Source organism: Mesorhizobium sp. M2E.F.Ca.ET.219.01.1.1 (assembly GCF_004016445.2).
Classification (GTDB): domain Bacteria; phylum Pseudomonadota; class Alphaproteobacteria; order Rhizobiales; family Rhizobiaceae; genus Mesorhizobium.
This window is the reverse complement of record NZ_SADT02000002.1, coordinates 1,177,462-1,200,644: the sequence shown is the minus strand read 5'-3', so window position 1 is coordinate 1,200,644 and position 23,183 is coordinate 1,177,462. Positions and strand designations below refer to the sequence as shown.

General features: G+C 62.9%; 38 protein-coding genes. 14 read left to right on the top strand and 24 right to left on the bottom strand.

What is annotated here, in order from left to right; genetic code table 11:
• Positions 1-170: 170 nt before the first annotated feature.
• Genes EN862_RS16645 through EN862_RS16635 form a run of 3 tightly spaced genes read right to left on the bottom strand, consistent with a single transcriptional unit; the run spans position 171 to position 1,624 of the window.
• A complete protein-coding gene (locus EN862_RS16645) occupies positions 171-911 on the bottom strand; it encodes a terminase family protein (RefSeq protein ID WP_245519608.1) in 741 nt (246 codons plus the stop codon).
• A complete protein-coding gene (locus EN862_RS16640; protein WP_127865361.1) occupies positions 859-1,281 on the bottom strand; it encodes a hypothetical protein in 423 nt (140 codons plus the stop codon). The genes EN862_RS16645 and EN862_RS16640 overlap by 53 nt, the downstream gene beginning before the upstream one ends.
• The gene (locus EN862_RS16635) at positions 1,268-1,624 is read right to left on the bottom strand and encodes a hypothetical protein (RefSeq protein ID WP_127865360.1); all 357 of its coding nucleotides are present in this window, start codon (positions 1,622-1,624) and stop codon (positions 1,268-1,270) included. Before EN862_RS16635 ends, EN862_RS16640 begins: the two co-directional genes overlap by 14 nt.
• Positions 1,625-1,989: 365 nt before the next feature.
• Here EN862_RS16635 and EN862_RS16630 point away from each other — a divergent pair, with 365 nt between their 5' ends.
• The 4 genes from EN862_RS16630 to EN862_RS16615 all read left to right on the top strand — a co-directional run bounded on the left by EN862_RS16630 (position 1,990) and on the right by EN862_RS16615 (position 3,844).
• Entirely contained in the window at positions 1,990-2,307 is a 318-nt protein-coding gene (locus EN862_RS16630; protein WP_127865359.1) for a hypothetical protein, read from the top strand.
• Positions 2,308-2,445: 138 nt separating this feature from the next.
• Positions 2,446-2,955, top strand: a complete 510-nt coding sequence (locus tag EN862_RS16625; RefSeq protein WP_127865358.1) for a hypothetical protein — start codon at positions 2,446-2,448, stop codon at positions 2,953-2,955.
• A gap of 236 nt (positions 2,956-3,191) precedes the next feature.
• Positions 3,192-3,461 (top strand): hypothetical protein, encoded by a 270-nt coding sequence (locus EN862_RS16620; RefSeq protein ID WP_112130363.1) that lies wholly within the window; start codon positions 3,192-3,194, stop codon positions 3,459-3,461.
• Between the two features lie 77 nt (positions 3,462-3,538).
• Positions 3,539-3,844, top strand: a complete 306-nt coding sequence (locus EN862_RS16615; RefSeq protein ID WP_040975155.1) for a hypothetical protein — start codon at positions 3,539-3,541, stop codon at positions 3,842-3,844.
• A gap of 43 nt (positions 3,845-3,887) precedes the next feature.
• Here the strand turns inward: EN862_RS16615 and EN862_RS16610 are convergent, their stop codons facing one another.
• On the bottom strand, positions 3,888-4,358 hold the full coding sequence (locus EN862_RS16610; protein ID WP_245519607.1) for a DoxX family protein: 471 nt from the start codon (positions 4,356-4,358) through the stop codon (positions 3,888-3,890).
• A 283-nt stretch (positions 4,359-4,641) separates the two neighbouring features.
• The gene (locus EN862_RS16605; protein WP_127865357.1) at positions 4,642-5,397 is read right to left on the bottom strand and encodes a tryptophan 2,3-dioxygenase family protein; all 756 of its coding nucleotides are present in this window, start codon (positions 5,395-5,397) and stop codon (positions 4,642-4,644) included.
• Positions 5,398-5,534: 137 nt separating this feature from the next.
• Between EN862_RS16605 and EN862_RS16600 the strand changes: the two genes are divergently transcribed.
• The gene (locus tag EN862_RS16600) at positions 5,535-6,005 is read left to right on the top strand and encodes an Lrp/AsnC family transcriptional regulator (RefSeq protein ID WP_127865356.1); all 471 of its coding nucleotides are present in this window, start codon (positions 5,535-5,537) and stop codon (positions 6,003-6,005) included.
• 180 nt (positions 6,006-6,185) lie between these two features.
• Here the strand turns inward: EN862_RS16600 and EN862_RS36210 are convergent, their stop codons facing one another.
• The 12 genes from EN862_RS36210 to EN862_RS16545 form a co-directional block, all read right to left on the bottom strand.
• A complete protein-coding gene (locus tag EN862_RS36210; protein WP_189401221.1) occupies positions 6,186-6,794 on the bottom strand; it encodes a hypothetical protein in 609 nt (202 codons plus the stop codon).
• A 155-nt stretch (positions 6,795-6,949) separates the two neighbouring features.
• Entirely contained in the window at positions 6,950-8,119 is a 1,170-nt protein-coding gene (locus tag EN862_RS16590; protein ID WP_127865355.1) for an SdrD B-like domain-containing protein, read from the bottom strand.
• Positions 8,116-9,012, bottom strand: a complete 897-nt coding sequence (locus tag EN862_RS16585) for an HTTM domain-containing protein (RefSeq protein WP_189401218.1) — start codon at positions 9,010-9,012, stop codon at positions 8,116-8,118. Before EN862_RS16585 ends, EN862_RS16590 begins: the two co-directional genes overlap by 4 nt.
• Positions 8,996-9,436, bottom strand: a complete 441-nt coding sequence (locus EN862_RS16580) for a hypothetical protein (RefSeq protein ID WP_127865353.1) — start codon at positions 9,434-9,436, stop codon at positions 8,996-8,998. Before EN862_RS16580 ends, EN862_RS16585 begins: the two co-directional genes overlap by 17 nt.
• Positions 9,437-9,756: 320 nt before the next feature.
• Entirely contained in the window at positions 9,757-10,011 is a 255-nt protein-coding gene (locus tag EN862_RS16575) for a hypothetical protein (protein ID WP_127865352.1), read from the bottom strand.
• A gap of 326 nt (positions 10,012-10,337) precedes the next feature.
• Positions 10,338-10,721 (bottom strand): GFA family protein, encoded by a 384-nt coding sequence (locus EN862_RS16570; RefSeq protein ID WP_127865351.1) that lies wholly within the window; start codon positions 10,719-10,721, stop codon positions 10,338-10,340.
• 58 nt (positions 10,722-10,779) lie between these two features.
• Positions 10,780-10,941, bottom strand: coding sequence for a hypothetical protein (locus EN862_RS36205; RefSeq protein ID WP_189401215.1), 162 nt, complete (start codon positions 10,939-10,941; stop codon positions 10,780-10,782).
• 149 nt (positions 10,942-11,090) lie between these two features.
• Positions 11,091-11,450 carry an SPW repeat protein gene (locus EN862_RS16565; RefSeq protein ID WP_189401356.1) on the bottom strand — a complete coding sequence of 120 codons (360 nt, stop codon included), beginning with the start codon at positions 11,448-11,450 and terminating at the stop codon, positions 11,091-11,093.
• Between the two features lie 145 nt (positions 11,451-11,595).
• Positions 11,596-11,796, bottom strand: a complete 201-nt coding sequence (locus tag EN862_RS16560) for a hypothetical protein (protein ID WP_127865349.1) — start codon at positions 11,794-11,796, stop codon at positions 11,596-11,598.
• An 11-nt stretch (positions 11,797-11,807) separates the two neighbouring features.
• Entirely contained in the window at positions 11,808-12,023 is a 216-nt protein-coding gene (locus EN862_RS16555) for a hypothetical protein (protein ID WP_127865348.1), read from the bottom strand.
• A gap of 151 nt (positions 12,024-12,174) precedes the next feature.
• A complete protein-coding gene (locus EN862_RS16550) occupies positions 12,175-13,248 on the bottom strand; it encodes a PAS domain S-box protein (RefSeq protein ID WP_245519605.1) in 1,074 nt (357 codons plus the stop codon).
• A gap of 96 nt (positions 13,249-13,344) precedes the next feature.
• The gene (locus tag EN862_RS16545; protein WP_127865346.1) at positions 13,345-13,590 is read right to left on the bottom strand and encodes a hypothetical protein; all 246 of its coding nucleotides are present in this window, start codon (positions 13,588-13,590) and stop codon (positions 13,345-13,347) included.
• Between the two features lie 270 nt (positions 13,591-13,860).
• Here EN862_RS16545 and EN862_RS16540 point away from each other — a divergent pair, with 270 nt between their 5' ends.
• Complete coding sequence (locus EN862_RS16540; RefSeq protein WP_127865345.1) at positions 13,861-14,199, top strand: hypothetical protein; 339 nt, start codon at positions 13,861-13,863, stop codon at positions 14,197-14,199.
• Positions 14,200-14,229: 30 nt separating this feature from the next.
• On the opposite strand, the gene EN862_RS16535 is transcribed toward EN862_RS16540, so the two are convergent.
• The 3 genes from EN862_RS16535 to EN862_RS16525 form a co-directional block, all read right to left on the bottom strand.
• Positions 14,230-14,451: a hypothetical protein gene (locus tag EN862_RS16535; RefSeq protein WP_127865492.1), complete on the bottom strand. Its 222-nt coding sequence runs from the start codon at positions 14,449-14,451 to the stop codon at positions 14,230-14,232.
• A 106-nt stretch (positions 14,452-14,557) separates the two neighbouring features.
• The gene (locus EN862_RS16530; protein WP_127865344.1) at positions 14,558-14,767 is read right to left on the bottom strand and encodes a cold-shock protein; all 210 of its coding nucleotides are present in this window, start codon (positions 14,765-14,767) and stop codon (positions 14,558-14,560) included.
• A gap of 214 nt (positions 14,768-14,981) precedes the next feature.
• Positions 14,982-15,395: an HD domain-containing protein gene (locus tag EN862_RS16525; RefSeq protein ID WP_127865343.1), complete on the bottom strand. Its 414-nt coding sequence runs from the start codon at positions 15,393-15,395 to the stop codon at positions 14,982-14,984.
• A 348-nt stretch (positions 15,396-15,743) separates the two neighbouring features.
• Between EN862_RS16525 and EN862_RS16520 the strand changes: the two genes are divergently transcribed.
• On the top strand, positions 15,744-15,947 hold the full coding sequence (locus tag EN862_RS16520) for a CsbD family protein (RefSeq protein ID WP_127865342.1): 204 nt from the start codon (positions 15,744-15,746) through the stop codon (positions 15,945-15,947).
• Positions 15,948-16,457: 510 nt separating this feature from the next.
• Entirely contained in the window at positions 16,458-16,634 is a 177-nt protein-coding gene (locus EN862_RS36200) for a hypothetical protein (RefSeq protein ID WP_189401212.1), read from the top strand.
• A gap of 23 nt (positions 16,635-16,657) precedes the next feature.
• Here EN862_RS36200 and EN862_RS16515 read toward each other — a convergent pair whose 3' ends face one another.
• The 3 genes from EN862_RS16515 to EN862_RS16505 all read right to left on the bottom strand — a co-directional run bounded on the left by EN862_RS16515 (position 16,658) and on the right by EN862_RS16505 (position 17,930).
• On the bottom strand, positions 16,658-16,900 hold the full coding sequence (locus EN862_RS16515) for a hypothetical protein (RefSeq protein ID WP_127865341.1): 243 nt from the start codon (positions 16,898-16,900) through the stop codon (positions 16,658-16,660).
• A 192-nt stretch (positions 16,901-17,092) separates the two neighbouring features.
• Positions 17,093-17,422: a hypothetical protein gene (locus EN862_RS16510; RefSeq protein ID WP_127865340.1), complete on the bottom strand. Its 330-nt coding sequence runs from the start codon at positions 17,420-17,422 to the stop codon at positions 17,093-17,095.
• A 232-nt stretch (positions 17,423-17,654) separates the two neighbouring features.
• The gene (locus EN862_RS16505) at positions 17,655-17,930 is read right to left on the bottom strand and encodes a hypothetical protein (RefSeq protein WP_245519603.1); all 276 of its coding nucleotides are present in this window, start codon (positions 17,928-17,930) and stop codon (positions 17,655-17,657) included.
• A gap of 93 nt (positions 17,931-18,023) precedes the next feature.
• Between EN862_RS16505 and EN862_RS16500 the strand changes: the two genes are divergently transcribed.
• The 4 genes from EN862_RS16500 (at position 18,024) to EN862_RS16485 (ending at position 19,914) form a co-directional block, all read left to right on the top strand.
• Positions 18,024-18,359, top strand: a complete 336-nt coding sequence (locus EN862_RS16500) for a hypothetical protein (protein WP_127865339.1) — start codon at positions 18,024-18,026, stop codon at positions 18,357-18,359.
• A gap of 55 nt (positions 18,360-18,414) precedes the next feature.
• Entirely contained in the window at positions 18,415-18,714 is a 300-nt protein-coding gene (locus tag EN862_RS16495) for a hypothetical protein (RefSeq protein ID WP_127865338.1), read from the top strand.
• Positions 18,707-19,246, top strand: coding sequence for an inorganic diphosphatase (locus tag EN862_RS16490; protein WP_127865337.1), 540 nt, complete (start codon positions 18,707-18,709; stop codon positions 19,244-19,246). Before EN862_RS16495 ends, EN862_RS16490 begins: the two co-directional genes overlap by 8 nt.
• Before the next feature lie 155 nt (positions 19,247-19,401).
• Positions 19,402-19,914: a ferritin-like domain-containing protein gene (locus EN862_RS16485; protein WP_127865336.1), complete on the top strand. Its 513-nt coding sequence runs from the start codon at positions 19,402-19,404 to the stop codon at positions 19,912-19,914.
• A 424-nt stretch (positions 19,915-20,338) separates the two neighbouring features.
• Here EN862_RS16485 and EN862_RS16480 read toward each other — a convergent pair whose 3' ends face one another.
• A complete protein-coding gene (locus EN862_RS16480) occupies positions 20,339-21,331 on the bottom strand; it encodes a YihY/virulence factor BrkB family protein (RefSeq protein ID WP_127865335.1) in 993 nt (330 codons plus the stop codon).
• Positions 21,332-21,662: 331 nt separating this feature from the next.
• Between EN862_RS16480 and EN862_RS16475 the strand changes: the two genes are divergently transcribed.
• Both EN862_RS16475 and EN862_RS16470 read left to right on the top strand, forming a co-directional pair.
• Positions 21,663-22,670, top strand: coding sequence for an HWE histidine kinase domain-containing protein (locus EN862_RS16475; RefSeq protein ID WP_127865334.1), 1,008 nt, complete (start codon positions 21,663-21,665; stop codon positions 22,668-22,670).
• Between the two features lie 6 nt (positions 22,671-22,676).
• Complete coding sequence (locus EN862_RS16470; protein ID WP_127865333.1) at positions 22,677-23,033, top strand: response regulator; 357 nt, start codon at positions 22,677-22,679, stop codon at positions 23,031-23,033.
• Positions 23,034-23,183: the final 150 nt, after the last annotated feature.

Genomic DNA, 23,183 nt, shown 5'->3' with positions numbered 1-23,183 from the left:
CGGTTGCAGCCAAAGCGGCATCGCAAATCATGGTTTCGACGCGGTTTCGCGAAGCTCCAGTTCCTCGCCCCACGCAAGTGGGGGAGAGGTGGCGCGGCGAAGCCGCGACGGAGCGGGGGCAGCGCCAGCGTTTGACAAAGAGCGGAAAGCTGCTCGTTAAGCTTGTCGCTCTACGAAGGCCCCCTCTCCGGCCGCTGCGCGGCCACCTCTCCCCCGCCTCGCGGGGGCGAGGAACCCAGGCCTTGCACCGCCTCCGCGCTCAAAAACCTCAGCACCACATCGCTCATGCCAAGCAGTGGCGTGAAGGTCACGATCGTGATGCCGTCGGTGGCATTGGTGCGAGTCAGGCCTTCGGAATAGATGTCCAGCGGCGGCTCCTCGTCGAACCAGACGCCGTGCAGCGTCTCGCCCTGCCATTTCTCGCGGCCCTTTTCGTAGCTCTTGAAGGACAGCACGCTTTCGCCGGCCTGCACGTCGCCGCCGCCGCCCCAGCGCACGATGACGCTGTCCAGCGCTCCGGGCGCGCCGCGGCCCATCACGGTGCCGGCGATGGCATTGGCCGGGATCATGCCGGTGCCCCATTCGCCTTGCCGCTGCGGCGGGCCGACCAGCATGCGCTGCGGATTGTCGCGCGTGCCTTCGCCGGTGACGCCGGCGGCCCAGAGCCTGACGGGCTGATCGAACACCTTGCCCGCCCACCAGTCGGGATAGCGGCCGGTGAGGTGCATGGCCCATTCCGCGCCCCCTGCCCTGGTCTTGCCGAGCTGGTTGCCAGCCATGAACAGGCGCTCGCGGTGGGTCGCCCCTGCTGCATGAAATTCGGCCTGCCGCTCGTATGGCCTGTAGGCGGCAAGAAGATTACGGCGCCGTCTTCGGTCCAACTCCTCGAGCAGCGCCAGATAGGTCTGCATCGCTGTCGAGAAGCGGCCGGAGGCTCGTTTCGAGGCCGCGGATGCGGTCGCGGATCTCCTCATCGCTCAGTTGCTCGACACTGGTTTTATCGGCATCGACACTTTCCGAACTGGCCGAAAAATCCTTGGGCAGCAGCGTCAGCACGACCTTCAGATACTGGTCGGGCTTTTCGGCTCTGACCGCGGCGATGACGCCGGCGCCATGGGCACGAAAATCGGCGCGAAGGGCGGCGGCGAAGTCGTCGACGAGCGTCTTTCGCGAACGGCTCGGGCGAGCGGCGGCGGCTTGAACTGGTGCGGACCTTGACTTCGCCGGTTTCGCGCCGGCGGGCTTGCGGCGCGCGGCCTTGCCGGCGTCAGCCCTGGGCATCGGAGGGCGCCGCTTTCGCTGTTCTTGCCTTGCGCGGCTTGCGCGCGGGCTTCTTGCGCGGCTTGGCGCGCCTCGGAGCCTCGCCATCGACGGCCGGCGCGGCAATCGCCTGCAGCTTCGCCGTCGCGGCACGGACGGCCGACGCATCGAGGCCCTGGCGCGGGAAGCCGAAACCGGCGACCGCGTCGACCGGTCCGCCGCGCACCATGCCGATGCGCACGCCCCGCGCCACCTGCTCGACGCGCCCGGTCCGGCGTGGCGGGTCCGCGCCCTCGAACGCGCCGATGGCGCTGACGACCTCGGCGCCGTCATCGGCGGTGATGATGGTGGCATAGCGTGGCATGGAGCCTCAGGCAGAATGGCGAGGCCGCGCGTTCGCGCCAGCGCTCGAAAGAAACGGATCGGCCCAAAACAAAACCCGCCTGGCGGCGGGTCGTTGGCGCAAATCAGCACCATGGACAAAATAGTAGCATAGCTGCTCTCACCAGGCAACAGGTTGCAGGCATATTTTCCTATCACGCTGAACCTGGCCTTTTCCGAGACATGCTGGCGAAAAGCCCCATCCTCGCCACAGCCAGGGATTGAGCGCCCGCCAAAAAGCCGCACGAATTTTGTCGGAACCAACCTTGGTTCGACGGGTTCCACCCTCAGTCGCAACGCGACAGACCCTGCAAGAGACGAACCGTCTCGCAACAGAGGAGAAGAATCATGCTTACGAAGATTCTCGCGGCTTCGGCCCTGACGATCGGCCTCGCCACGGCGGCGCTGGCCCAGACCGCGAATTCGACCGACAGCACGGCCGGCAGCGGCCAGACCATTACTGTGGATCCGAGGACGCCGGCCACCCCACCGCCGGACCAGATGGTGCCCGACACCGGCACGACCGGCAGCATCACCGGCGGCGACCTGAATTCCAACGCCGATAAGAACTGCCCGAACAGCCCGCAGGGCGCGCAGGCCGATGCCAACAACGCCACAGCCAGCACGGTGCAGCCGAACGTCAACGATAAGCATTGCGGCAAGTAGGCCTGCAACTCGCTCCCAGGCAAAGGGCCGTGGAGCAACTCCACGGCCTTTGCCTTGGAGCCGGCTTCACCCGCTCGGCAAAGTCGGTCGGAACCATGCGGCTTTCCGACCGTTGCAAGGGGCACAAAGGAGAAACCCATGGCAGACAACGAAAGCAGTAGCGGTGGCGCCGCAAACGGCACCGGCACCTCGAGCACCAGCCAGGCCAGCGCAGCGCGTTCCCGTAACGCCGCCTCGCGCAGCAGGGGCGCGTCGCGCAGTGGAGCTGCATCGCGCAGCAACGCGGCTTCTACCAGGGCGTCCGAAGGCGCGATGAAGAAGCAGGTCGCGGAGTTGAAGCGCGAGGTGAACCGGCTGAACCGCGCGCTTTCCGAGCAGGCTGAGGAGGCCGCGGAAACCGCTCAAGGCTGGTACCAGAGCGCGGCCGACCGGGCGTCGAACCTTTACAGCGGCGCCTCCGGCCGCGCGTCGCGCGCGGCAAGCCAGTTGCGCACGCAGGCGCAAAGCGTTTCGGAGACCGTGCAGCAGAATCCGGGCACCTTCTCGACGGCCATGCTGATCGGCGGCCTTGTCGGGCTGCTGGCGGGCATGGCGATCAGCCGGAACCCGGAGCCGGAGCCGGACTGGCTGCATCGCTGGCATAGATAAGCGTTCCGGTCCCGCTCGAGTTGCCGGACCGATCAACAGTAGTAAGCGACGGCCGCTTTGCGGCGGCCGCGCGGAAGAAAAGGCCGGGCCGGCGCGCCCGGCCTTTCTGCTCAATGCGGGGCACTTTTTCTTTTCAAGGTTGTGTCGTCCCCACGCGTTTGTGTGGTCGGTTGTCCCGGGCTGGTCATTAGCCGGAGCTTATGGGATCATTCCCTTAGGGAATCGCGGAGAGCGGCATGGACAGACCTGCCATGGCATCCGTTTTTCGGATGCGGCATGTGCCTGCAAGCATTTCGGGCGTTCGCAGCCTTGGCAGAGGCCAGGCCGATCCGATCTTTCATTCGAGACCGCTCGGCGAGGCGATCCGCTTCATCGCCCAGGCCGAGGGCCAGTACGACCTCAGCGCCGTCGCCGTCTTCTACGGCGACCGCCAGACGCCGCCGCTCGGCAACCGTGAGATCAAGCAGCTCTGGAGCGAGTATGGCGAGCGGCTGATGGAGGCGTAATCCGCGCGGGTTTCCCCGGCCCGGATCGGAAACGCCGCTCATGCGTTCTTGTGGCGAGGTCAATGGGAGGAAGCACCATGAACGTCGCCAATCTCCAGCTCGAAGGCCTGCTGATGGCCGTCGCCGCGATCAACCATGTGCTGGTGCGCAAAGGTGTGCTCACCGTCGAGGAAATCGACATCGCGCTGCGCAAGGCCGAGGCCGTCGAGACCGGCGAGGACCGGTCGGAAGGCATGTCGGCGTCGAGCCGTGACGCCGTCAACTTCCCGATCCGCCTGCTCGAGCTCGCCAATCAGTGTCAGCCCGAAGCGGACATGCCGTCCTTCTCCAAGCTGGCCCGCATGGTCGGGCAGATGAAGGAACCGTATAACGATCAGATGTGAGGCCGTGGAAAGGCGCCTTAACTGGAGATGGCTGCGCTGCCCCTCATCCGCCCCTTCGGGGCACCTTCTCCCCGTAGAACGGGGAGAAGGGAAGGTCACGCCCTCCCCGGCCAACCCGGCGCAGGGCGAGCACGCTGCCCGGGCCGTGGACGGCGGCGTAGAGCAGGCCGGCGGCGAAGGGGAAATGCGACATGAAGGCGCCGAACTCGGCCTGGTTTCCGGCCCAGTGCGACGGGCCATGGAAGGCAAAGCCGAGGAAGACGACATAGACCGCGCCGATCAGCGCCAGCGGCGTCATGAAGGCGCCCGTGAGGAAAGCAATCACCAGCAGCGCTTCGAGGATCGCCGCGCACCAGGCCAGGAACAGCGGGAACGGGAAGCCGGCGGCGGCGATGTAGCCGGCGGTGGCGCCCATATCCATGAGCTTGAAGGCCACGCCCATGGCGAACATGGCGGCGAAGATCAGGCGGGCGACGAGAATGGCGGCGGTCTGCCAGGTCGATTGGGTTTCCACGAGTGTCCCTCCGGTTGAAGTGGTTGATGTGCTCCAAGGACGGACGAAGGAAGAGGATTCCGACAGGGGTGGGAAAATTGTTGGAGCCCCTGTTCCTCGCCCCCGCAAAGCGGGGGAGAGGTGGCCGCGAAGCGGTCGGAGAGGGGGGCAGCGCTGGCGACAGAGGATGAAGCACAGTGTGGCGCGCCCGAGACCATAAGTTCCAGCTCTACGAAGGCCCCTCTCCGTCGCGGCTTCGCCGCGCCACCTCTCCCCCCGCTTCGCGCGGGGCGAGGAAGAAGGCTCAGCCGATCTTCGCCTGCCGCGGATGGCTGATCGAGTCCCGCACGGTGCCGTACTCCGCGCCCCAGCGGTCGGTCATGTCGCAGCGTATGTCCCAGAGCTCGGGGAAGAAGCGATGGCGGGCGCCGCCTTCCAGCATCTCCACCGGGCGGCCCTTCAGCGACTTCGAACCCAACCCGATCGAGCGATGGATCAGGTAGAGGTGGTTGGCGCGGAATTTCTGGAACAGCTCGTCGAACTCGATCAGCGCCTCGGCCACGACATAGGCGTCGCCATGGTCGTAATGCTCGTCATAGATATCCGCCACGGTCAGGCCGCGGCCGTCGAGATAGGAATGCCTGAAGGCCCGCCAAAGGTCCGGCGGCAGGCGCAGCAGGAATTTGAAGCCCGGCGATTCCTGGCCGCTGCCATTGCCGAGCTGCAGGCGGATCTGCTGGTACTCCTTGGGTGACATGGTCTCCAGCAGATCGAGCTGCGCCGTCATCATGCGCATCAGCCTGTGCACGCGGCCCATCAGCGTGACGATGCGGTGCGTGTCCTGCTTCTCCAGGTAGTCGAGCACGTCGACCAGCGTGTAGGCGATGAGCTTCATCCACAGCTCCTCGACCTGGTGCACGATCTGGAACTGCAATTCGTCGGCGTTGACCATCTCGGCGAGCGGCTTCTGGCAGGCGAGCAGCTGGTCGCATTTCAGATAGACGCCGTAGTCACGCATCTCGGGCGCCTCGATGCGGGCGTGATAGTCCGTCTTGTCCATGGCTCATCCTCTTCGCGTCTGCTCTCGGCCGCCAAAAGGATAGCGCTTCCGGCTTGAACATTGTTCCTTTCTGTTATCCAAATGGCATGAAATGAAGGACGATTATCGATCGTTTCCGCCTCTATGGAGAACGAACAGTGCTGGATGCCCTGGACCGCAGAATAGTCGCCGCGCTTGAGCGCGATGCGCGCATCTCCTTCGGCGAGCTCGCCGAGGAGGCCGGCTTGAGCAAGACGCCGTGCTGGAAGCGCGTGAAGGCGCTGGAAGAGGCAGGCGTCATCCGTGGCTATTCGACCCGCATCGACCCGGCCAGGATCGGCTTCGGCATCGAGGCCTTCATCCAGGTGTCGATCGACTTCGAGCTGTCGGACGCCTTCGAGGCGGCGGTAAAGAAGCATCCGCTGATCCGCCGCTGCTACGCCACCACGGGCGAAGCCGACTATCTGCTGCAGATCGTCACCGTCGATATGATGGCGCTCGACCGCATGCTGCGCGAGGAGCTCAGCCGCCTGCCCGGCGTGCGCCGCACGGTGACCTCGATGGCGATGCGCGAGATCAAGGGCGACATCTCCTTTGCCGAGGCGGCGGCGCGTGCGCTGAGGCGGTAAGGCGAGCGCACCGAATGGGCCGTGGGCACCGGCCGTGGGCGCGCCGAGCCCTGACTTTTTCTGGGATGGTCGAGAACCAGCGTCGAACCTGGCTATAGTCGTGACGGGGGTACGGCGGTGGCAGGTTTCATCTCAATGAAGATCAGCTCGGATTCTGCCCGGCGACGGCCGGCGCGAGGCTTACGGATTTTCGAATTCGCCTCGAAGGCCGATTTCGCGCGCCTTCCGAGAAATATGCTGGCCACGGCGCTTCTGGCATCGACCATGCTGCTGCCGGCGGCCATTTCGAGTCGCGCCGCGTCGGTCCTGCCAGAGCCGCGAGACGGGCTCCACCAGCCGGATGCGAAAGCCATGCTGCAGGACGCCAAGCGCGCGCTCCTGGCTGAGGCAACAGGCGGTAATGGCGGCAACGGTGGGAATGGAGGGAATGGCGGCAACGGTGGGAATGGCGGCAACGGCGGAAATGGTGGCAACGGCGGCGGAAATGGCGGCGGCAACGGCGGCGGAAATGGCGGCGGCAATGGCGGTGGCACCGGAAACGGCGGCGGCAATGGCGGCGGCACCGGAAACGGTGGCGGCAATGGCGGCGGCACCGGAAACGGTGGCGGCAATGGCGGCGGTGGCACCGGAAATGGTGGCGGCAATGGCGGTGGAACCGGCAATGGCGGCAACGCCGGGAACGGTGGCAGCAACGGCGGCAATGGCGGCAACTCCGGAAACGGCGGAAGCAACGGCGGTAACGGCAGTTCCGGCGGCAATGGCAGTTCCGGCGGCCATGGCGGCGACCATCACGACTCCGGCCATTCGGATGGCGGGGCCCGTTCCTGCGGAGCCTCCTCACGAGTGTCTTGCTGACGCCGCTTGACCTTGAAGCGCCGCGCGCCGGAGCGGTAGAACTCTCCTATCCTGTTCCGGCTAGCCGCTTCCGCGGCGCGGTGAACCGCCTACGGGCCGGTGCGGTAGGCGAAATCGTCGATAGCGGCCTGCCAGTAGTGCTGCGTGCGGATCTCGAGCCGCGTGATGCGCCTGTAGTCGGCCGCGAAGTAGACCAGACCGTTGGCGGACAGCGTCAGTCGATCCTCATAGGCGGGCTCATCGCCTCGCCAGGCCTTGAGAATGAGCGTCTCACCCTCCGCGTCGTCCCAGCCGGCGCCGAAATAGGCGCCGGTGAAATCAAACGGTTTTTCGCTGAACACCTGAGCGGGATGGCCTGAGCTGTTGTAGGCGATGAATTCGCCCGACATGGTGGTGTTGACGTAGCCCGGGCCGTCGGTGAAGCGCTGGTGCATGGCAACGAGGTTGTACCAGTTGAGCCCGCCATAGCCCGACGGGACCTCGAACACCCCGGGCGACGTCAAAAGGTCGTCGAAGCCGACGACATGCTCCTGGGGCAGCGGCGCCTCGGCCGGTCCGCTTTTGCCCGAGAACGCCGAGAGCACCACCGGCGCCGCGCCGACCACGACATGCCGCCGATCAGTCGCCCCACCCGCCGAAAAATCGACCAGCCATTCGCCGGGTGTCACTGGCGTGCTGAACCGCCCGTCCGGACCGACCTTGGCGGCGGCGCTGACGCCGTCCGGCCCTGTGAGCGAAACGCGAGACCCGGCGGCGACCGCGCCGCTGATCGTCAGATCCGCCGCAAGCCCGACGGGGTGGGTCGTCGTCTTTGCGATCATGTCGCCCGGCGATCCGGGCGAAACGACATAATCGCTTTCCTGCGAGGCGTTGCCGGTGGTGACCGAATAGCCTGGCGGCGGCACCACGCGGAACGCATAGTGCCCGGGATCGACGACTTCGAAATCGCGATGCATGACCGACATGCGGAAATTGGCGAAGCCGCCGGCATTGGTCAATCGCATGATGGTGCTGGCGTTCGGCCTGTCGAACTCGACCGCCACGCGCGACATCGGCCGGTCGCCCAAATCGTAGATGCCGTTCCTGTTGAGGTCGCGGAACACCAGCAACGAGGTGTTCATCTGGCCGCCTGAGAAGGACTCCCATGTCCGCTTGGGATAATAGTCACTCGCATCGCCGGCGCGGGCCATGCCGCAGACCATGGCCAGGCCGGCGGCAACGATGACGACGGCGCCCAAGAACAACGAACCACGCTTCACGAAATTTCCCCTCCGGCAGCCGCTGCCGATCCGATCCCCTGGAGACGCGCGATGACCCTGTCCACCGCATCGGCATCGAAATAAGCGAGATAGAGCAACGCCATGGTGGCGCTGAACGTGTAGACCGGCAGCGTCACATAGATGATGGCGTGGAAGGCCAGGCCCGGCAGGACCAGATAGCGCCTGGTCGCGCGAAACGGCAGGCCGAAGGCAAGGCAATATTCGAGCGCGACCACACCGAAGGATAAGATGGTGGCGAGCCAGGCAAGGCCGGCCGGATAGTCCGAACCGGCGTAAAACCAGAGGAATATCTGCTCGAGCCGCGCGCCGCTCAGAAAAGCGTGGTTCGACTTGTCGAAAGCGGCGAAGAAATAGAGCACCGAAAGCTGCACCACGATCAGCCGCAGCCCCCACAGATTGCCGCGCTCGGCCGGCGGCGGAACGCCCATGCGCTCGGCCTGCGTCACCGCCAAATAGCGATCCAGCGAATAGGAGCGGTCGCAAGGGGTGAGCGCGATCAGAAGTGCCGAGACGGCAAGCAGATAGGTATGGTGGTGGGTCCAGGGCTCGCGGCCGAGCTCGAAGCCGAAATAATGGTACATCGCCAGCCCGACCGAGCCGGTCCAGACAGCGGCGACGCGGCTGTGATAGCCGACGAAGAGCAGCGTCGTGGCGACGAAGAAGTTGGCGGCGAGAAACAGGCCGGCCGGCGACTGGTCCATATAGAGAAGCAGCTCGCCCGCCCAGCGCGCCCAGAACAGCATCGCCAGGCCGATGCGGATCAAGGCGGACGAACGCGACGAGCCTTCCGTGCCGGCCGCCCAGCCGGCGAAGCGCGCCGCCATGGCCTGCGTCGGACGCCAGTTGGCGATGGCGTCAGTCGGGGCAGGCATTTTCGGCATCGGTATGGATCGTCTGCCAGCCGCCGCGCGTGCCCAGCCGGGCGCGGACGCGGATGTCGGCGCCGTGCCCGGCGACCGCGCAGAGCCGCCTGATGACGGAAGCCAGTTCCTCGCGGTTCTGGATCCATTTCAGCCTGCCGTTGCGAGGCGCGCCGAGCATCTCGAACCGGTCGAGCGGGACAAGCGCGCCGTCGGGTCCGCGGATCTCGAAGGAAGAGTCGATGACGCCCAGCCCGATCGCGCTGAACATGGTCCAGGAACGCAGCCACGGCGACTGTACCCCGAAGATCTGCTCCGCGGCCGGACCGGCGATCATGAAGCCCGCGATCGCGATGAAAGCGCAAAGCCGCAAGCGCCCCGCCGACAGCCGACCGGCAGGCTGCGCACCTATCCTGATTGAGATGATATCCGCCACCCGCGCACCCCCGTCGCAATCATAGACCGGTTCGACGCCCGGTCTTCGACCATCCCAGAAAAAGTCAGGGCTGTGCGTAGGTCAGAAAAGGCCAAGCAGGCGACACGGACCGCCTTTATTGGGTCAAACGACCTTGGCCCGTCGCAGCGGCCCGCGGTCCGCGCAACGGGCCAAGTGGCCTGCCTTTGCCCGCCAGCTAAGGCAGGGCTCCTCCCATCCTCCGCTTCGAGGGGAGCGGAGAACTCCAACAATGACCGGGCTGTGCGAGGCTTGGCGATAACTTTTGTTAGTCCAAACTAAAATAAGCGATCAGGCGCTGGCTAGCGACCAGCGTGGTATATTGCCGGCAAACTCTGGGAGACGCTGAGCGTAGCAGAATAGACAGGCCGGCCGACTTCATCATGGACGGACACGGTCACCGTTTCATCCAGGTCGCTTGAAGCCATCTCGTCGACCGCGATGTCGTGCAGAGCCTTGAGCGCTTCTCGTCGCATCTCGCTCAAATTGTCGAGATCGAGCCAGGCATCACCCAGGCACTGCCCGTTTCGGACGACTTCGAATCTGTAATTCGACATGTGCCATTGTGAGACGAAGGGATAGCGGCCGCATTAAAATTTGAGAGCCGGCTCACTGACAGGTTCGCGATCGTCGATGGGGACAGATAACCCTGCACTGAAGGCCGCCCGCCGATCCGGCCGTCAGGCCCCGAACGTCATTCAAAAAAGATGCAGCACAGCTAAAATAAGCCTGTGCACTGTCAGAATTTGCGGTCGCGGTGCGCGCCCAGACAGCTCACCTTGATGATGCGGCGAGCTCCGATTCGCCGGGCCGGCGCCGGGAATCCACCCCAACAGGCAACGGGCGCCGGTCACTTACATTGGCTGCATTCGAGACAGGCTGCTTAACCCTCCCGCTCCTGGGGAAGGCCGTCGGTTAGATCATAAAAATCGGATTTCGAGCCGACAAAAATATGCTTGCTGAGACGCAGACCTGTCGGAGGATTCACGGTCCCGGCTGCAACGAAGGTCTCGCTGCCTGGAGCCGCCCTCCAGAACAGGTTGCTGCCGCAGCGCGAGCAGAAGCCGCGTTCGGCCTTGTCCGACGAGCGGTACCAACGGAGAGTGGACGAGGACAACAGTCGAAGATCCACTGTACGACAGGCCGCCATGGCCGCGAAGTTGCCGCTGGTGCGCGCGCATTGGGTGCAGTGGCAAGCTATAGGCTGGGCAAGCTCACCCGCAATTTCATAGCGTAAGCCCCCGCATAGACAATGGCCCGATGACATGGGAACCCTAGGCGACCTAGCGCCGCTGTTGCGGGATGAATTCACCGTGGCCAAAGCCCTAGCGCCGATCCCAGGCGCTGGCGAGCGGAGGCTTGGAGCCGGCTACCCGCGCCGCCTCTTCCTTCTCGGCGTCGGCCTTGCGCTTCGGGCATTCCTCGAAATCGTGGTCGCGGCCGCCGCAATAGGAGCAGCATTTGGCGGGGGTGTCGGGGTGGAGCATCGAGGCCATTCCCAAGAATGCACGAAAAACTTCCCGGTTGCAGCAATTGCGTGAAGACGCCTGCCGCCGTTCAGCCCGGTGCCCCGATATGTCGCTATGCAATATCAGGAGCTCGCCGCTCGCGCGGCGGGCTCCCGACCGATCACCGCTCACGCATGCGCGTGAGGATGACGGAAGTCCCAGACGGCCCAGGCCGAAGCCACGACCACCAGCACGCCGAGGACGACATGCGTGGCCATGACATTCGTGTCAGCCGCAAAGCCCAGGAGCCAGGGCGACACGATCAGCCAGAGCCCGAGGACCGCGCTTACCCATTCTTCCCACTCGGCGAACACCGAAAGCGACGCCAGCGCCAGCGCGCCGAGCAGAACGCCGACGATCCAGGCGTTCCACGCAGGCACCATCGCCGCGGTGAATCCGATGACCCAGGGTGAGATGAACAGGCAGATCGCGAGGACCAGAGTGATCCAGTCCAGGCTCTTTCTTGCTTCCATCATTGCCATGACAATCTCCATCAATGAAGCTTGACCAAAGCAACTGTATCCGCGTGGACATTGCACGCTCGTTATTGATGTAATTACGCTTTTACCGCGCTGCAAGGAGGTGTCGGCCGAGGTGGTGCGTCACTGGCGTTACGGCGACTATAAGCCAGGCCTAGTGAACCGGCCTCGACGCCGCCAGCGCGGCTTTCATATCGTCGGCATCGTCTATCCCGCTGATGAACAGCAGCATGATGAGCCGCGCCACGTCATCCTGTTCCGGCCCGGCCGGAATGCGAAAGGCCTGACAATGGTTCGCGAATATCCTGGTCAGCATGTCCAGGTCGTCGGAACTGAGATAGGTCGGGCAGGCCACGGCGGCCCCCATCATTCCATGGCCGGCGCGGCCAGCACGTTGCCTTCCGCACCGCGACGGTAATAGCTGGTCCTGCCACGATCCCATTTGATTTTGATCTGGGTGGCGGTGGTCTCCATGACCGTGCCGCCTTCGGGGCTGTCCTTACGGATGACCCGCTGACCTAGCTGCAATGTGGTTGAAGCTGGCGCGTGCATATGGACGCGCGAAGAGTCTTTGAAGGGCATATGCGCCTCCCCTTTGTTCCGGGCGAAAGCGCGATGGTCACTCCCAAACGTCCGTATGCCTCTGCCAGGTGCGGACGACCAATATTAACCATTAGTAGACTGGAATAGTTCCTGTCCCCAGGAAATAAAGCCCGTCACCGGACCCGACGTGTCAAACGCTGATGTCGCTGTCGGTATCGGTGCCGAGCTGCGGGACGATGATTGCCTCGAGCGGCGCGTCGAGCGCCCATTTCAAACTGCCGGGCGAGCGTTCGAGACTGGAAGAACCGCTCAGCGACTGCGGAGCCACCCGCTGCAGCACCACCGTGCCGAAACCCTTGCGTTCGCCGGTCCCGTTCTCCTTGCCAGTCTTCTGCGCGGCCCCAATCCCTGCCGCGCCGGACGTCTCCTGCCACAGAAGATGAAACCTCCGCCGCGCATCCGGACCCGTCTCGACCTTCCAGGTGATTTCCACATGGCCGCCGTCGGCGGCAAGAGCGCCATATTTGGAGGAGTTGGTGCCGAGCTCGTGGAAGGCCATGCCGAGATTCTGCACCGCGTTCGACTGCAGCGTCAGCAGCGGACCGGACAGCGAGATGCGCTCCTCGTGGCCGAAGGGTTTCAAATGCTCCTGGACGAGGTCGAACAGGCTGGCGCCGGCCCATTCCGAGGTGACCAGAAGGTCGTGCGAGCGTGACAGCGCCATGATGCGCGCGCGGATCATCTGCTCGAACTCAGCAGGATCGGTCGAGCGCTTGCTGGTCTCCCTGACCATGGACAGGATCACCGCGAACTGGTTCTTCACGCGGTGGTTGACCTCGCGCATCAAGAGCCGGATGCGGCGCTCGCTTTCCTTGGCGGCGGTGATATCACGGGCGATCTGCGACGCGCCGACGATCTCGCCCGCGCTGTTCCTGATCGGAGAGACGGTGATCGACACGGCGATCAACGAGCCGTCCTTGCGCCTGCGCGTCGTCTCGAGACTCCCCACGCCTTCGCCCCGGCGGATACGGCCGATGATCTCGGCCTCCTCGCTGTGCATGTGCTCGGGGATCAAGATCAGAATCGACTGGCCGATCACCTCCTCGGCGCTGTAGCCGAACATGCGCTCGGCCGCGTGGTTCCAATCGGTGATGATGCTGTTGAGGTCCTTGCCGATGATGGCGTCGTAAGACGAATCGACGATCGCCGCGAGGCGCGCGTCGGCATTCAGGCCCTGTCGGATAGTCCCCCCGGATCTGTTCATGGACATTAGCTAGGGCGGGCCGGCTTCAGGGCAATTTGTCGAGGGGCGGCAATTTGTCGAGGATAAGCAATTTGTTGAGGGTCGGATCGCATGGGATCACGGCTTGGAATTGCTGGAGCCATCGTCGGCCGCCCTGTCCAAGGATATCACGCCGAAATCCTGGGATTTCACGCCCGCATTCGCTGTGAGGAACCCGTCCGACAACAATCCTCTGCGCAAAAGTTCGCGGACCGCGGCCGAACGGCTCGGCATGCGTTTTTCGAAACGCCAGTTCTCCAGTGCCGCCAACTCCTCGTCGGTCAGCATGATCTGCAACCTTTGTGGTCGTTCCAGCTCAGCCATCGCCTGCCCTCCTTGACAGACAAAAAACGCTACGAATGAGTAAGCGCCTCATTTTGAGTAAAAGTAGGGTTTGTCTCATAGGACGTCAAGAATGACCAAGCTGTGAAAGACGGCGCAAGCTAACGATCCCAACGATGCGCCGAAATCACATTTGTTGTTCTATGCTAACTTATTGATTTTCTTGGCGCTTTCTGGATTTTTTGCTTGCAATCCGTGACCACCGGGCGCATGGTGGTGATCGAGGGATAACCTCCAGGGAGGAGGCAGTCCATGTTCCGACGATTTTCCATCCGCTTGCGCGACGACGCCCACCACAAGGTCCAACGGTCCTTGCGGACCAAGGGTATCGTGAACATCATCCGACTTTCCGAAGAGATCAGGTTGGATAATCTGGCCGAGAACATCGCCCGCGAGGACATCGAAAGCCTGGTGATGGAGATATCACAGCTCTACGGGGCGCCGATGGAGTTCGACGACGAGGCCCTGACGGCGCTCGACCTGCCGGAAGTCCTTGGGCCCGACAATCGCAACGACCTCGAAAAGATGCTGGATGGGCGCACGTCCGCCGGTGATATCACCATCGAGGTCCTGCATATGAAACGGTGCTAAAGCGCCCCCCGGGAGGGGTGCTACGCCCGCTCACCCCTTTTTCCGGCGCTTCGGAGCGATTTTCCTTGGCAGCACCACGGGCGCTTCGGCTTCCTGGGCCAACCTGGCGGCGCGCAACCGCTCGGTCTTGGCCGCCCTCTCCTTGGCTTCCAGGTCCTGAATCTGCCGAGCGACACGAGAGGTCGTGTCGGTCTTGGCTTCCGTGCGGGATGGGACCGGCTTGAACAGGCCGGTATCCGATAGCGACTTCATAATCTTCTCCTTAATCAAAAAAGGCCGGGCAAAGCCCGACCTTCTCCAACGCGCCTCCGCGGCCAATGCCAGTACATCCGTGGTCAAGGACCCCGAGGCGCTGTGATCAGGCGGCTTGCAGATTCTCGGCCGAGCTTTTGCCGCTGCGGCCGTCCTTCACGATCTCGAAGCTGACCTTCTGGCCTTCAACGAGGGAGCGCATTCCCGCGCGCTCGACGGCCGAGATATGAACGAACACGTCCGGCTGGCCGCCGCCCTGCTCGATAAAGCCAAAACCCTTGGTGGAATTGAAGAACTTCACCGTTCCAGTAGTCATTGCGATCTCCTTACAAATCGACGCAAAATTATACGCGCCCAGCAACCGCCAAGCGACGTAACTTCGAAATTGAGAGGGAAGATCGTGAGAGCGCAATTTTGCGCGAAAACAACGTTCTTTCAGCAAGATCGATTTGCAACATATAGCGCTTAATTTCATCATCGACAAGGGCTCATGCTATAATACTTCCAAAGCGCAGGGCTTAAGTCCGGCTTCAGTCCCTGGACTCCAGGTGATCGAGGATGGCGAGGCCGGTTTCGTATTTCTTGGGCTCCACGCCCGCCTGGTGCGCCTGCCAGAGATTGTCGCGCAGATCGGCTATCTTCACCGGCAATGCCAGTTCGTTCGAGGCGGCGCGGCAAAGGAAGCCCTCCTCGCTCTCGTCCATGCGCCGCGTCAGCGCATCGACCGCGGCCACCACCGACTGGCTGAAACCGGCGCCCTGCAGCCTCTCCAGGGTCCAGCCGTCGCCTTTCTCGACAACGTCATGCAGGTGGGCGACGGTCTTCTCGTCCAGCGTCTCGACGGCATCGGCAACGCGCCTCAGATGTTCGATATAGGGCCGGCCGGTCTTATCCTTCTGTCCGCGATGAGCCTGCTCGGCAATCTTTGCTGCCTGGTGAAGCATGATCCTTCCAATCTCGTCATAATAGAGCCCGCCCCGGCGAGGGACGGCCGAGGCGGGCTTGCTCGGGTCTGGACCCGGTCGAATGGCGCCTTTCGCGGGGGGAGCGGACTGCGCGCCATCCTGCCTGGAGAACAACGGCGCCGAGGGAATGTTCCCGCCGCTGCGGGATTTTTAGGACGCGCGACGTACGTTATGCGCCTGCTGATTTGCCGGGTCGCCATGACGGCCGGACGTCCCCCAGCAGCCCACGAAATCCAGCGACCGACATCACGGGAGAAAAAGCCTTTCGGCAGGAACCTCGCGACCGCGCTGCCGTTAGCCTTCCGTGTCAAACAGGAGGTCCGGCAAATGGATTGGAACCGTGTGGAAGGCAATTGGAAACAGGTGAAGGGCAAGGTCAAGGAAAAGTGGGGCAAGCTCACCGACGACGACCTCGACCGCATCGCGGGAAAGCGCGACCAGCTCGAAGGTAAGATCCAGGAGCGCTACGGCCTGGAGAAGGATCGCGTGCGCCGCGACATCGATGACTGGTACGACCGCCAAGGCTGGTAGCAGCCGGGCTTGCGGAATGCAGGGCGTTGCCTCGCGGCGGCGCCCTTTTCCGTCAGCCGATAAGTCTGCCGCAGGCGGCCACGTATCGCCTTGTCGCGGCGGAGTTTTGCGCAAGACAGCCGGTCGCCTCTCGCCAGATGACATCCTGGTTTGAAATTCGACATAGTCGTGCTTGGAGGAGGAACTTTCAGACGCGATCGGCATTTGTTACCCCCATGGATGTTCTCGAGGCAAATCTTCTGACCGTTGAGCGAGCGATAGCTTTGCGCTTCGAAAACATCCGCATGAGAGAGCAGGCATGGGCTTATGTCGAGCAATCAAGGGTGCTTGCCCAGCAGCTCGCGGTGATCCGAAGCCAGCCCCCTGCGACATCACCGGTTAAACGTGCCCGCTACACTTGACCGAAAGCGGATAGGCTCTAGGTTACTCTCATCGCCGGTACCATTTCCCTGGACATCATTGGCGCCTGAGAGACAATGAACGCGCTCCCGTCTGAACCGGGAGAGCGCAGTGCCTCAAACCAAAGCTGCGTTGCGGCGAGCTCACGACAATTTCCAAGGTCACCTGATCCAAGGCAGCAAAGAGGCTATCGAGCGCTCTCGTGAATTGCTGCGCAGCACCGAGGCTCTGGTGCGCCCCGGTTTGCCTGTTCCGAAGCAGCCTTCCGACGAGACGCCAAAGGCCTAAAAGCACGTCGCGCTTAATTCGCCTCATATCCCGCGCCGTTTCCGGTGCGGGGATTCCTGATTCTCACCGCGCAACATCTGCCTGTCGTCGGGATCGATCAGATCGCGCTCGCCAGGTTTCAAGTCGCTGCCTTTCGCGCGAGCGGCCCGCTCCTGGCGCGGCCGCTTCAGCTCTTCCTCGGCGTTGAAATCCTTGCCGGCGTTCTTGGTATTGACACGCTCCTCGATGATGCGTCGCTGCTGGTCGTGCGTTGTCTTGCCTGCCATGACGGTCTCTCCTGTGTTGAAACCAAGCTGTCTCGAAATGAAGAAGCCCGCCCGGAGGGTGAGCGGGCGGGCTTCTATCGGGAGGTTTGGGAGCCCCGATGGCGGCGGGCTTCGGGGATGCCGCCGCGCACCAAACCGGCGAGCTGCGCTTATGTTCCGGCACCATGCGGCGCTGCCTGAATTCAGCTGAGCTCAACGCGGTACAACCCGCCCACAGGCTATTGCCGGCGGCGATGACAAATCACGATTGCGCAGCGGAACAAGTCCAGGCGCTTCCGGTTTCGCGGTGATCAGGACTGCGTGAAAATGGCCCAGGATCGACGTCACAACGAAGCTCTCGCCAGGTTGCTGAGACAGCAGTTTTCCAGCGAGTTTTTGAGACGGCACCTGCGCGCGTGGCCACTTTTCCGAGTTGACCGTCAGCTTCCCGAGCGCCTTCGAGCCCTGCTTGAAAGGCTCGGGCGAAGGAGCGGTCGAAATCACAAAGGAGATAACAACCGCTGAGTGGCCAAGTTCGGACAATCAGGAGAGAGGCGCCGTTAAGACTTCGGTCCGGACCGCGCGGGACCGTGGGCCCACACCGGGAACGGAAGCCACTTGCTCCCGTTGGTCGAAAGCGAAAGCTGCACAGGCAGTGCCTCATCAGGAATTGAGAGAGAAGACATGAACAACATCATCTGGCTCGTAGGAGCAATCGTCATCGTCCTTGCCATCCTTGGATTCCTCGGCATCCGGTGACGCCGGCGGAAGGCAGCTAAGTGAGAAGCCGCTCCCGGTGGGCAATATGCAGCGCCTGCGTGACTTCGAACAGATCAAGCAGCTCCAATGCCTGTTCGGCCGGCGCGCCCAGCTCTGTGAGGCGATCGATAATCTCACGCTGGCGATAGATATGACGCGCTCCCGTGCGGATGTGACGATCGAGCATCTGAAGCTGGGTTTCGGAGCTAACCATCTGGTCCCAACGCAGGGGTGGATCGTCTCGCAACGTAATATTGTGCGCCTGCGATCGTGCGCCGGCTTTGATTTTCATCAATTTCCTGGGGGCCTGGTCGTCATGCGCGCCTCGACTCCTCTCTGCCAAGGGGATATGACTCCAAAGCTCGGAGAGTGAGGGCGAGCCTGGATGGACCGCTTCATCGCCAGAGAGAACATCAAGCATTTCGTGGACCGCCTTCAAACCGAGACGGACGACGCCACCAGAGCGACGGTTCAAAGGTTGCTGATTGGTGAAGAGGACAAATTCGCGAAGTTGTCCGAACGGCTGGACATGGTGGACCAGAACATCCTCAGGATCGCCGATCTTGCAGTGCTTCAGCGCGCAAAGGTCAACGACATGCGCCCTGATGGCGACGGCGCGGCACTGGCCCACCGCCACCTCAAAAACCTCGAGCAACTACACGAACTCTTTGTCGAGAGCCGGCAACTCGTGGTCACCATGATGGATAGGTCCAGCCTGTAATCGGCAGCCGGCTCGTCGTGCCGAGACCGTCGTTGCAAGCCATGCCGTCGAAGCAATGGCGGCGTTCGAGGCTGCGCAAAAGGCGCTCGGCGCCGAGGTCACGCTGCGCGGCGGCGCAGGCAAATGGGTCCGGGTCGTCGAGCTGACCGACAAGCCGCCCACGCGGCTGCGCCCCGCGTCTTCGAGTTTCGGATTGTCGGCCGTAAGGGTTGATTCCGCACGGAACAACGCAAAGCCGCTTCCAACCCTCCCGACTCGAGCGTTCAGCCGGCCATCGCAACGGAACATTCAGGTGCCGGCGAAGTTCACCTTGCGCAAGGTGGTTGGTCCTGGCTCCGATCTTTTCGATGGCTGATTATCTGAGGCTTCCGGCTATTTCCCGCAACCTCTTCCGCGTGGTCGTTGAAACGCCGCGAGGATCGGCCGCCAAGCTCGCCTATGAGCCGAAGACCGGCGTGTTCGAATATTCCCGCCCGCTTCCGGTGGGCCACACCTATCCCTACGACTGGGGCTTCGTGCCGTCGACGCTGGGAGACGATGGCGATCCGCTGGACGGGCTCGTCATCCACCAGGCCGCCGCCGCTCCGGGCGTCGTCATAAAATGCGACCTGCTGGGCGCGCTCAGAGTAATGCAGCGCGATCCCGACGGCTCGAAGGTCCGCAACGACAGGTATATCTTCTGCCCTCACAAGGAAGACGCGCCGGATGAACCCGTGGTGTCCGCCGATGTGCCCGAGGATCTTCGCCGGGAAATCGAGCAGTTCTTCCTTTCCTCGGCGCTGGGCACCGGCAAGAAACTCAAACTGAAAGGCTGGCAGAACGCCGCCCAAGCCAAGGCCTCCCTGACCAGGGGAATGAAGTCCTTCAAGCGAAAACGCGCCCGTTGAACGGGCGCCGATGCCTCTTTCGACCGGCTCCCGGTTCTTCGGACGGCCGTCAACCACAAATGAGTTTCCCGGCCGCTTTCACTGAAAAATTCAGTCGGGAACAAGTTCGAAAAAACTGTGTTGGGTTGGTCAACCACCACTCGGGAGATGCGCAGATGGCGACGACCAAAGCGGCCTCGTACAAGGGCCTCAACGAACTGTTCCACGACACGCTGAAGGACATCTATTTCGCCGAGAAGAAGATCCTGGCAACGCTGCCCAAGATGGCCAAGGCGGCGCGGGACGACGCGCTGCGGGCCGCCTTCGAAAAGCACCGCGCCCAGACCGAAGAACATGTCGCGCGGCTCGAGGAAGTGTTCGAGGTGATCGACAAGAAGCCGGTGGGCAAGACCTGCCAGGCGATCATGGGCATCACCGAGGAAGGCGCCGAGATCATGGAGGAGTACAAGGGCTCGCCCTCCCTCGACGCAGGACTGCTGGCCGCGGCGCAGGCCGTCGAGCACTATGAGATTTCGCGCTACGGCACGCTCAGGACCTGGGCGCAGGAACTCGGCCTGACCGAGGCCGTCACCTTGCTCGACAAGACGCTGAACGAAGAGAAGGAAACGGACGTCGCGCTCACCAAGCTCGCCGAATCCGCGGTCAACGTCGCGGCGGAGGCAGCCTGAGTTCCGAGCAAGTTGCCATGCCATACGGGAAGGCAAGCCTTCAGGCCTGTCTTCCCGAACTCACCATCAACCCATGGAACTTCAGCGCCGGACGGGAGTTGCCGTAAACGGAACTCTTGCGATGACAAAAGCGTCGCTCCACCTGCTGAAGGGCACAGGCTATCTGATCTCGACGGTCAGCGTGATATTGCTCGCCATCGTAAGCTGGTCGAGCGCATCGCAAAGCCCGCTGCTGGTTGCGTGGCCTGCTCGGCGGCGCCGCGACCTCGACCGCCGGAATGTTCTGCCGCTGGCTATCCTACCAAATCGAGAAGCGCCAGGAAGAGCGGGAAGCTCACTCCAATGAAGCCGGGTGCGTTTCATCGGTTCATGGGCGAAACGCGCTATCTCTCTGATCTTACGCACTTCCATCGCGCGCTTCGGCCTATTGCCTTGTGCCGGTTTTCGACATCAGCGCGGTGACTACGCAGGCGATGACAATCCATACGGCGACTTCGATGCCCGAGGCGCCGCGCGCCGGCGGCTGGGCGGCGGCCGATGGCGGATCGGCGGCCACCACTGGCGCGAGATCCCGCCGGCTGCCGCGGCGCACCGAATAGGCGCGCGTGATCTCGGCGCCGAACAGGAAGATCTGCGCCGAATAGTAGACCCAGACCAGAACCACCATCAGCGCTCCGGCCGCGCCATAGGAGGTGGCGATCGCGCTCGTGCCGATATACCAGCCGATCAGCGACTTGCCGATTGTGAAGAGCAACGCGGTGACCAGCGCGCCGACGCCGACATCGCGCCATTTGAGTGTCCGGTCCGGGAGGACTTTGTAGATGGCGGCGAAGAGCAGCGCGATCAGCGCGAAGGAGACGATCGTGTTGATCGCGCTGACGATCAGTTCTCCGAACGGCAGGCTCCGGTTGATGATCTCGCTAAAGGCGGCGATCGCCGCGCTGGCCGCCAGCGAGACCAGGAGCAGGAAGCCGAGCGCCGCCACGAGGCCGAGGCTGGCCGCCCTCGCCCGCACCAGGCGCGAAAGCGACACGCTGGTGGGCTCGACCTTCCAGATTTCGTTGAGCGACTGCTGCATCTCGCCGAAGACGCCCGACGCGGTGACCAAAAGCGTCACCAGCCCGATAAGCGTGGCAAGCGCGCTCGACCAGCCATGCGAAGCGGTCGCTATAGTGGCCTTCAGCAGGTCGGCGCTCTGGGGCCCCATCACGCCCGATATCTGGGCCGACAACGCCAGCTGGGCGGCATCGTTGCCGATGAAGAAACCGGCGATCGCGACGACGATCAACAGGATCGGCGCCAGCGACGTGGTGGCGTAGAAAGCCATGGCCGCGCCATGGCTCAGCGCATTGTCGTTGATGTAGCCGGTTACGCTTTCCTTCAGCAGTATCCAGCCTTCGTCGACCCAGCGTGGCATCGCCCCCTCACCTGTTTCGGGCACGGACCGAACGCGGTCCGGTGTCGGCTTTGTCGGATTGTGTCTTTTCTGCCATTTGCCACCCCAGCCAGGGCAGGAAGCCGGAGAAACCAGCCCTGTTCTCTTTGCCGCCAGGTCCGCTGTGCGGCCCGCCAAACAAAACCCGGCGCTGGCGCGATTGTTCCGGGAATAGCCGAGGGTGGAAGCTCGAGGAATGCAGAGTCTAGCGCCGATGCGATAAAACCGCGTCGCGCGATCTTCGCTTTGGCAAAGCGCGGTTGTATGATCGGCGGCAAGCTTATAGCCTGTCCGGCTAACGGGTATTTTGGCAATGGATTTGGAAGACCTCTACCGGATGCTTCGGACAGGTCACGTGCAGGCACAAGGCATTGTCGACACTGTTCCCGACCCCATGCTGGTGCTGGACTCCGCTCTGACCGTCCAGAGCGCCAACCGCGCCTTCTTCAGAACATTCGCGGTGGAGCGTTACGACACGATCGGGCAACACCTGTACGACCTGGGCAACGGGCAATGGGATATCCCCGAGTTGCGTCATCTCCTTGGAGAGGTGATCCCGAAAAGCTCGGCGGTGATTGATTACAAGGTGACGCATGATTTCCCGAAAATCGGGCAAAAAGTCATGCTTCTGACAGCGCGAACCGTGTTCAATCCGGACAATGTCAGCCACCTCATGTTGCTGTCGATCGTGGACATTACGGAGAAAAGCCGGAAGGAAGCGGAATTCGAAGCGGTCTTTGGCGAACTGCGGCACCGGCTCAAGAACGTGCTCGGGCTGGTGCGGGCGCTGGCCAACCAAACGAAAGCGGAAGGTATTTCGGGAGAGGAATATCGCAAGGTGTTCCTCGGCCGGCTGCACGCCGTTGCGGACGCAAACGATCTGGCATTCAGCGATCATGGTGAAGACGGCCTGGAGGCCTTGGTGGCGCGAGCGACAAAGCCCTTCCAAACCGCTCCGGAGACAATCGTCATCGAGCCAGGGCCGGCAGTGACATTGGTCTCGAAGGAGATAATGTCGCTCAGTCTTCTGCTGCACGAACTGGCAACCAATGCCGTCAAGTATGGCGCCTTGTCGGCTCCGGCCGGGACGGTTCGAATAGGATGGGAGGTCGAGCAAGGCGATCATCCATTGCTGAAACTGTCGTGGCGCGAGAGCGGCGGCCCGCCTGTAGGCAAGCCTGCCTCGACAGGATACGGAACCCAGCTCATCAAATTCGCCATCGCCTACAATCTCGGTGGTCAGGTGGAACAGAATTATCGAGCCGAAGGTTTGGAAGCAGAGATAGTCGTCCCACTCGAAAGGGCAGCTCGCCCAGATTGATGGCCGGTGCAGAAGACCATCTTGATCGTCGAAGATGAATTCATCATCGCGATGGATCTTAAGGTTATGGTCGAGCTGCTGGGATGGCAGGTACTGGGGCCAGTCGCCAGAGTCGCGGACGCGCTCCGCCTGCTGGAAGAAGAACGGCCGACGGTCGCCTTGCTCGACGTGAACTTAGGCCACCAACTCGTCACGCCCGTAGCCGAGGCGTTGCGCAGCCGCGGTGTGCCTTTCGCGGTGGCGAGCGCTTATGACAAGCCGGAACTCGTCGGCGGGGTCATCCTGGCGGGGGTGCCCAATGTGGGCAAACCGACATCGGAGCGAAGCCTCCTGAGGGTACTGGAGACGCTCTCGATGTCCTGACCTCGCGGCGTTCCACTTGATCACTGCCTTACCGTCGCAAAACGCATCTTCAGTAGTTGGGCGCGAAATGTCGTGCCGTCTCGAACAGCGGAATTGAAACAGCTACCAACGGGCCTATAATTAGCTGACTAAGTGATTCACGGCACGGTG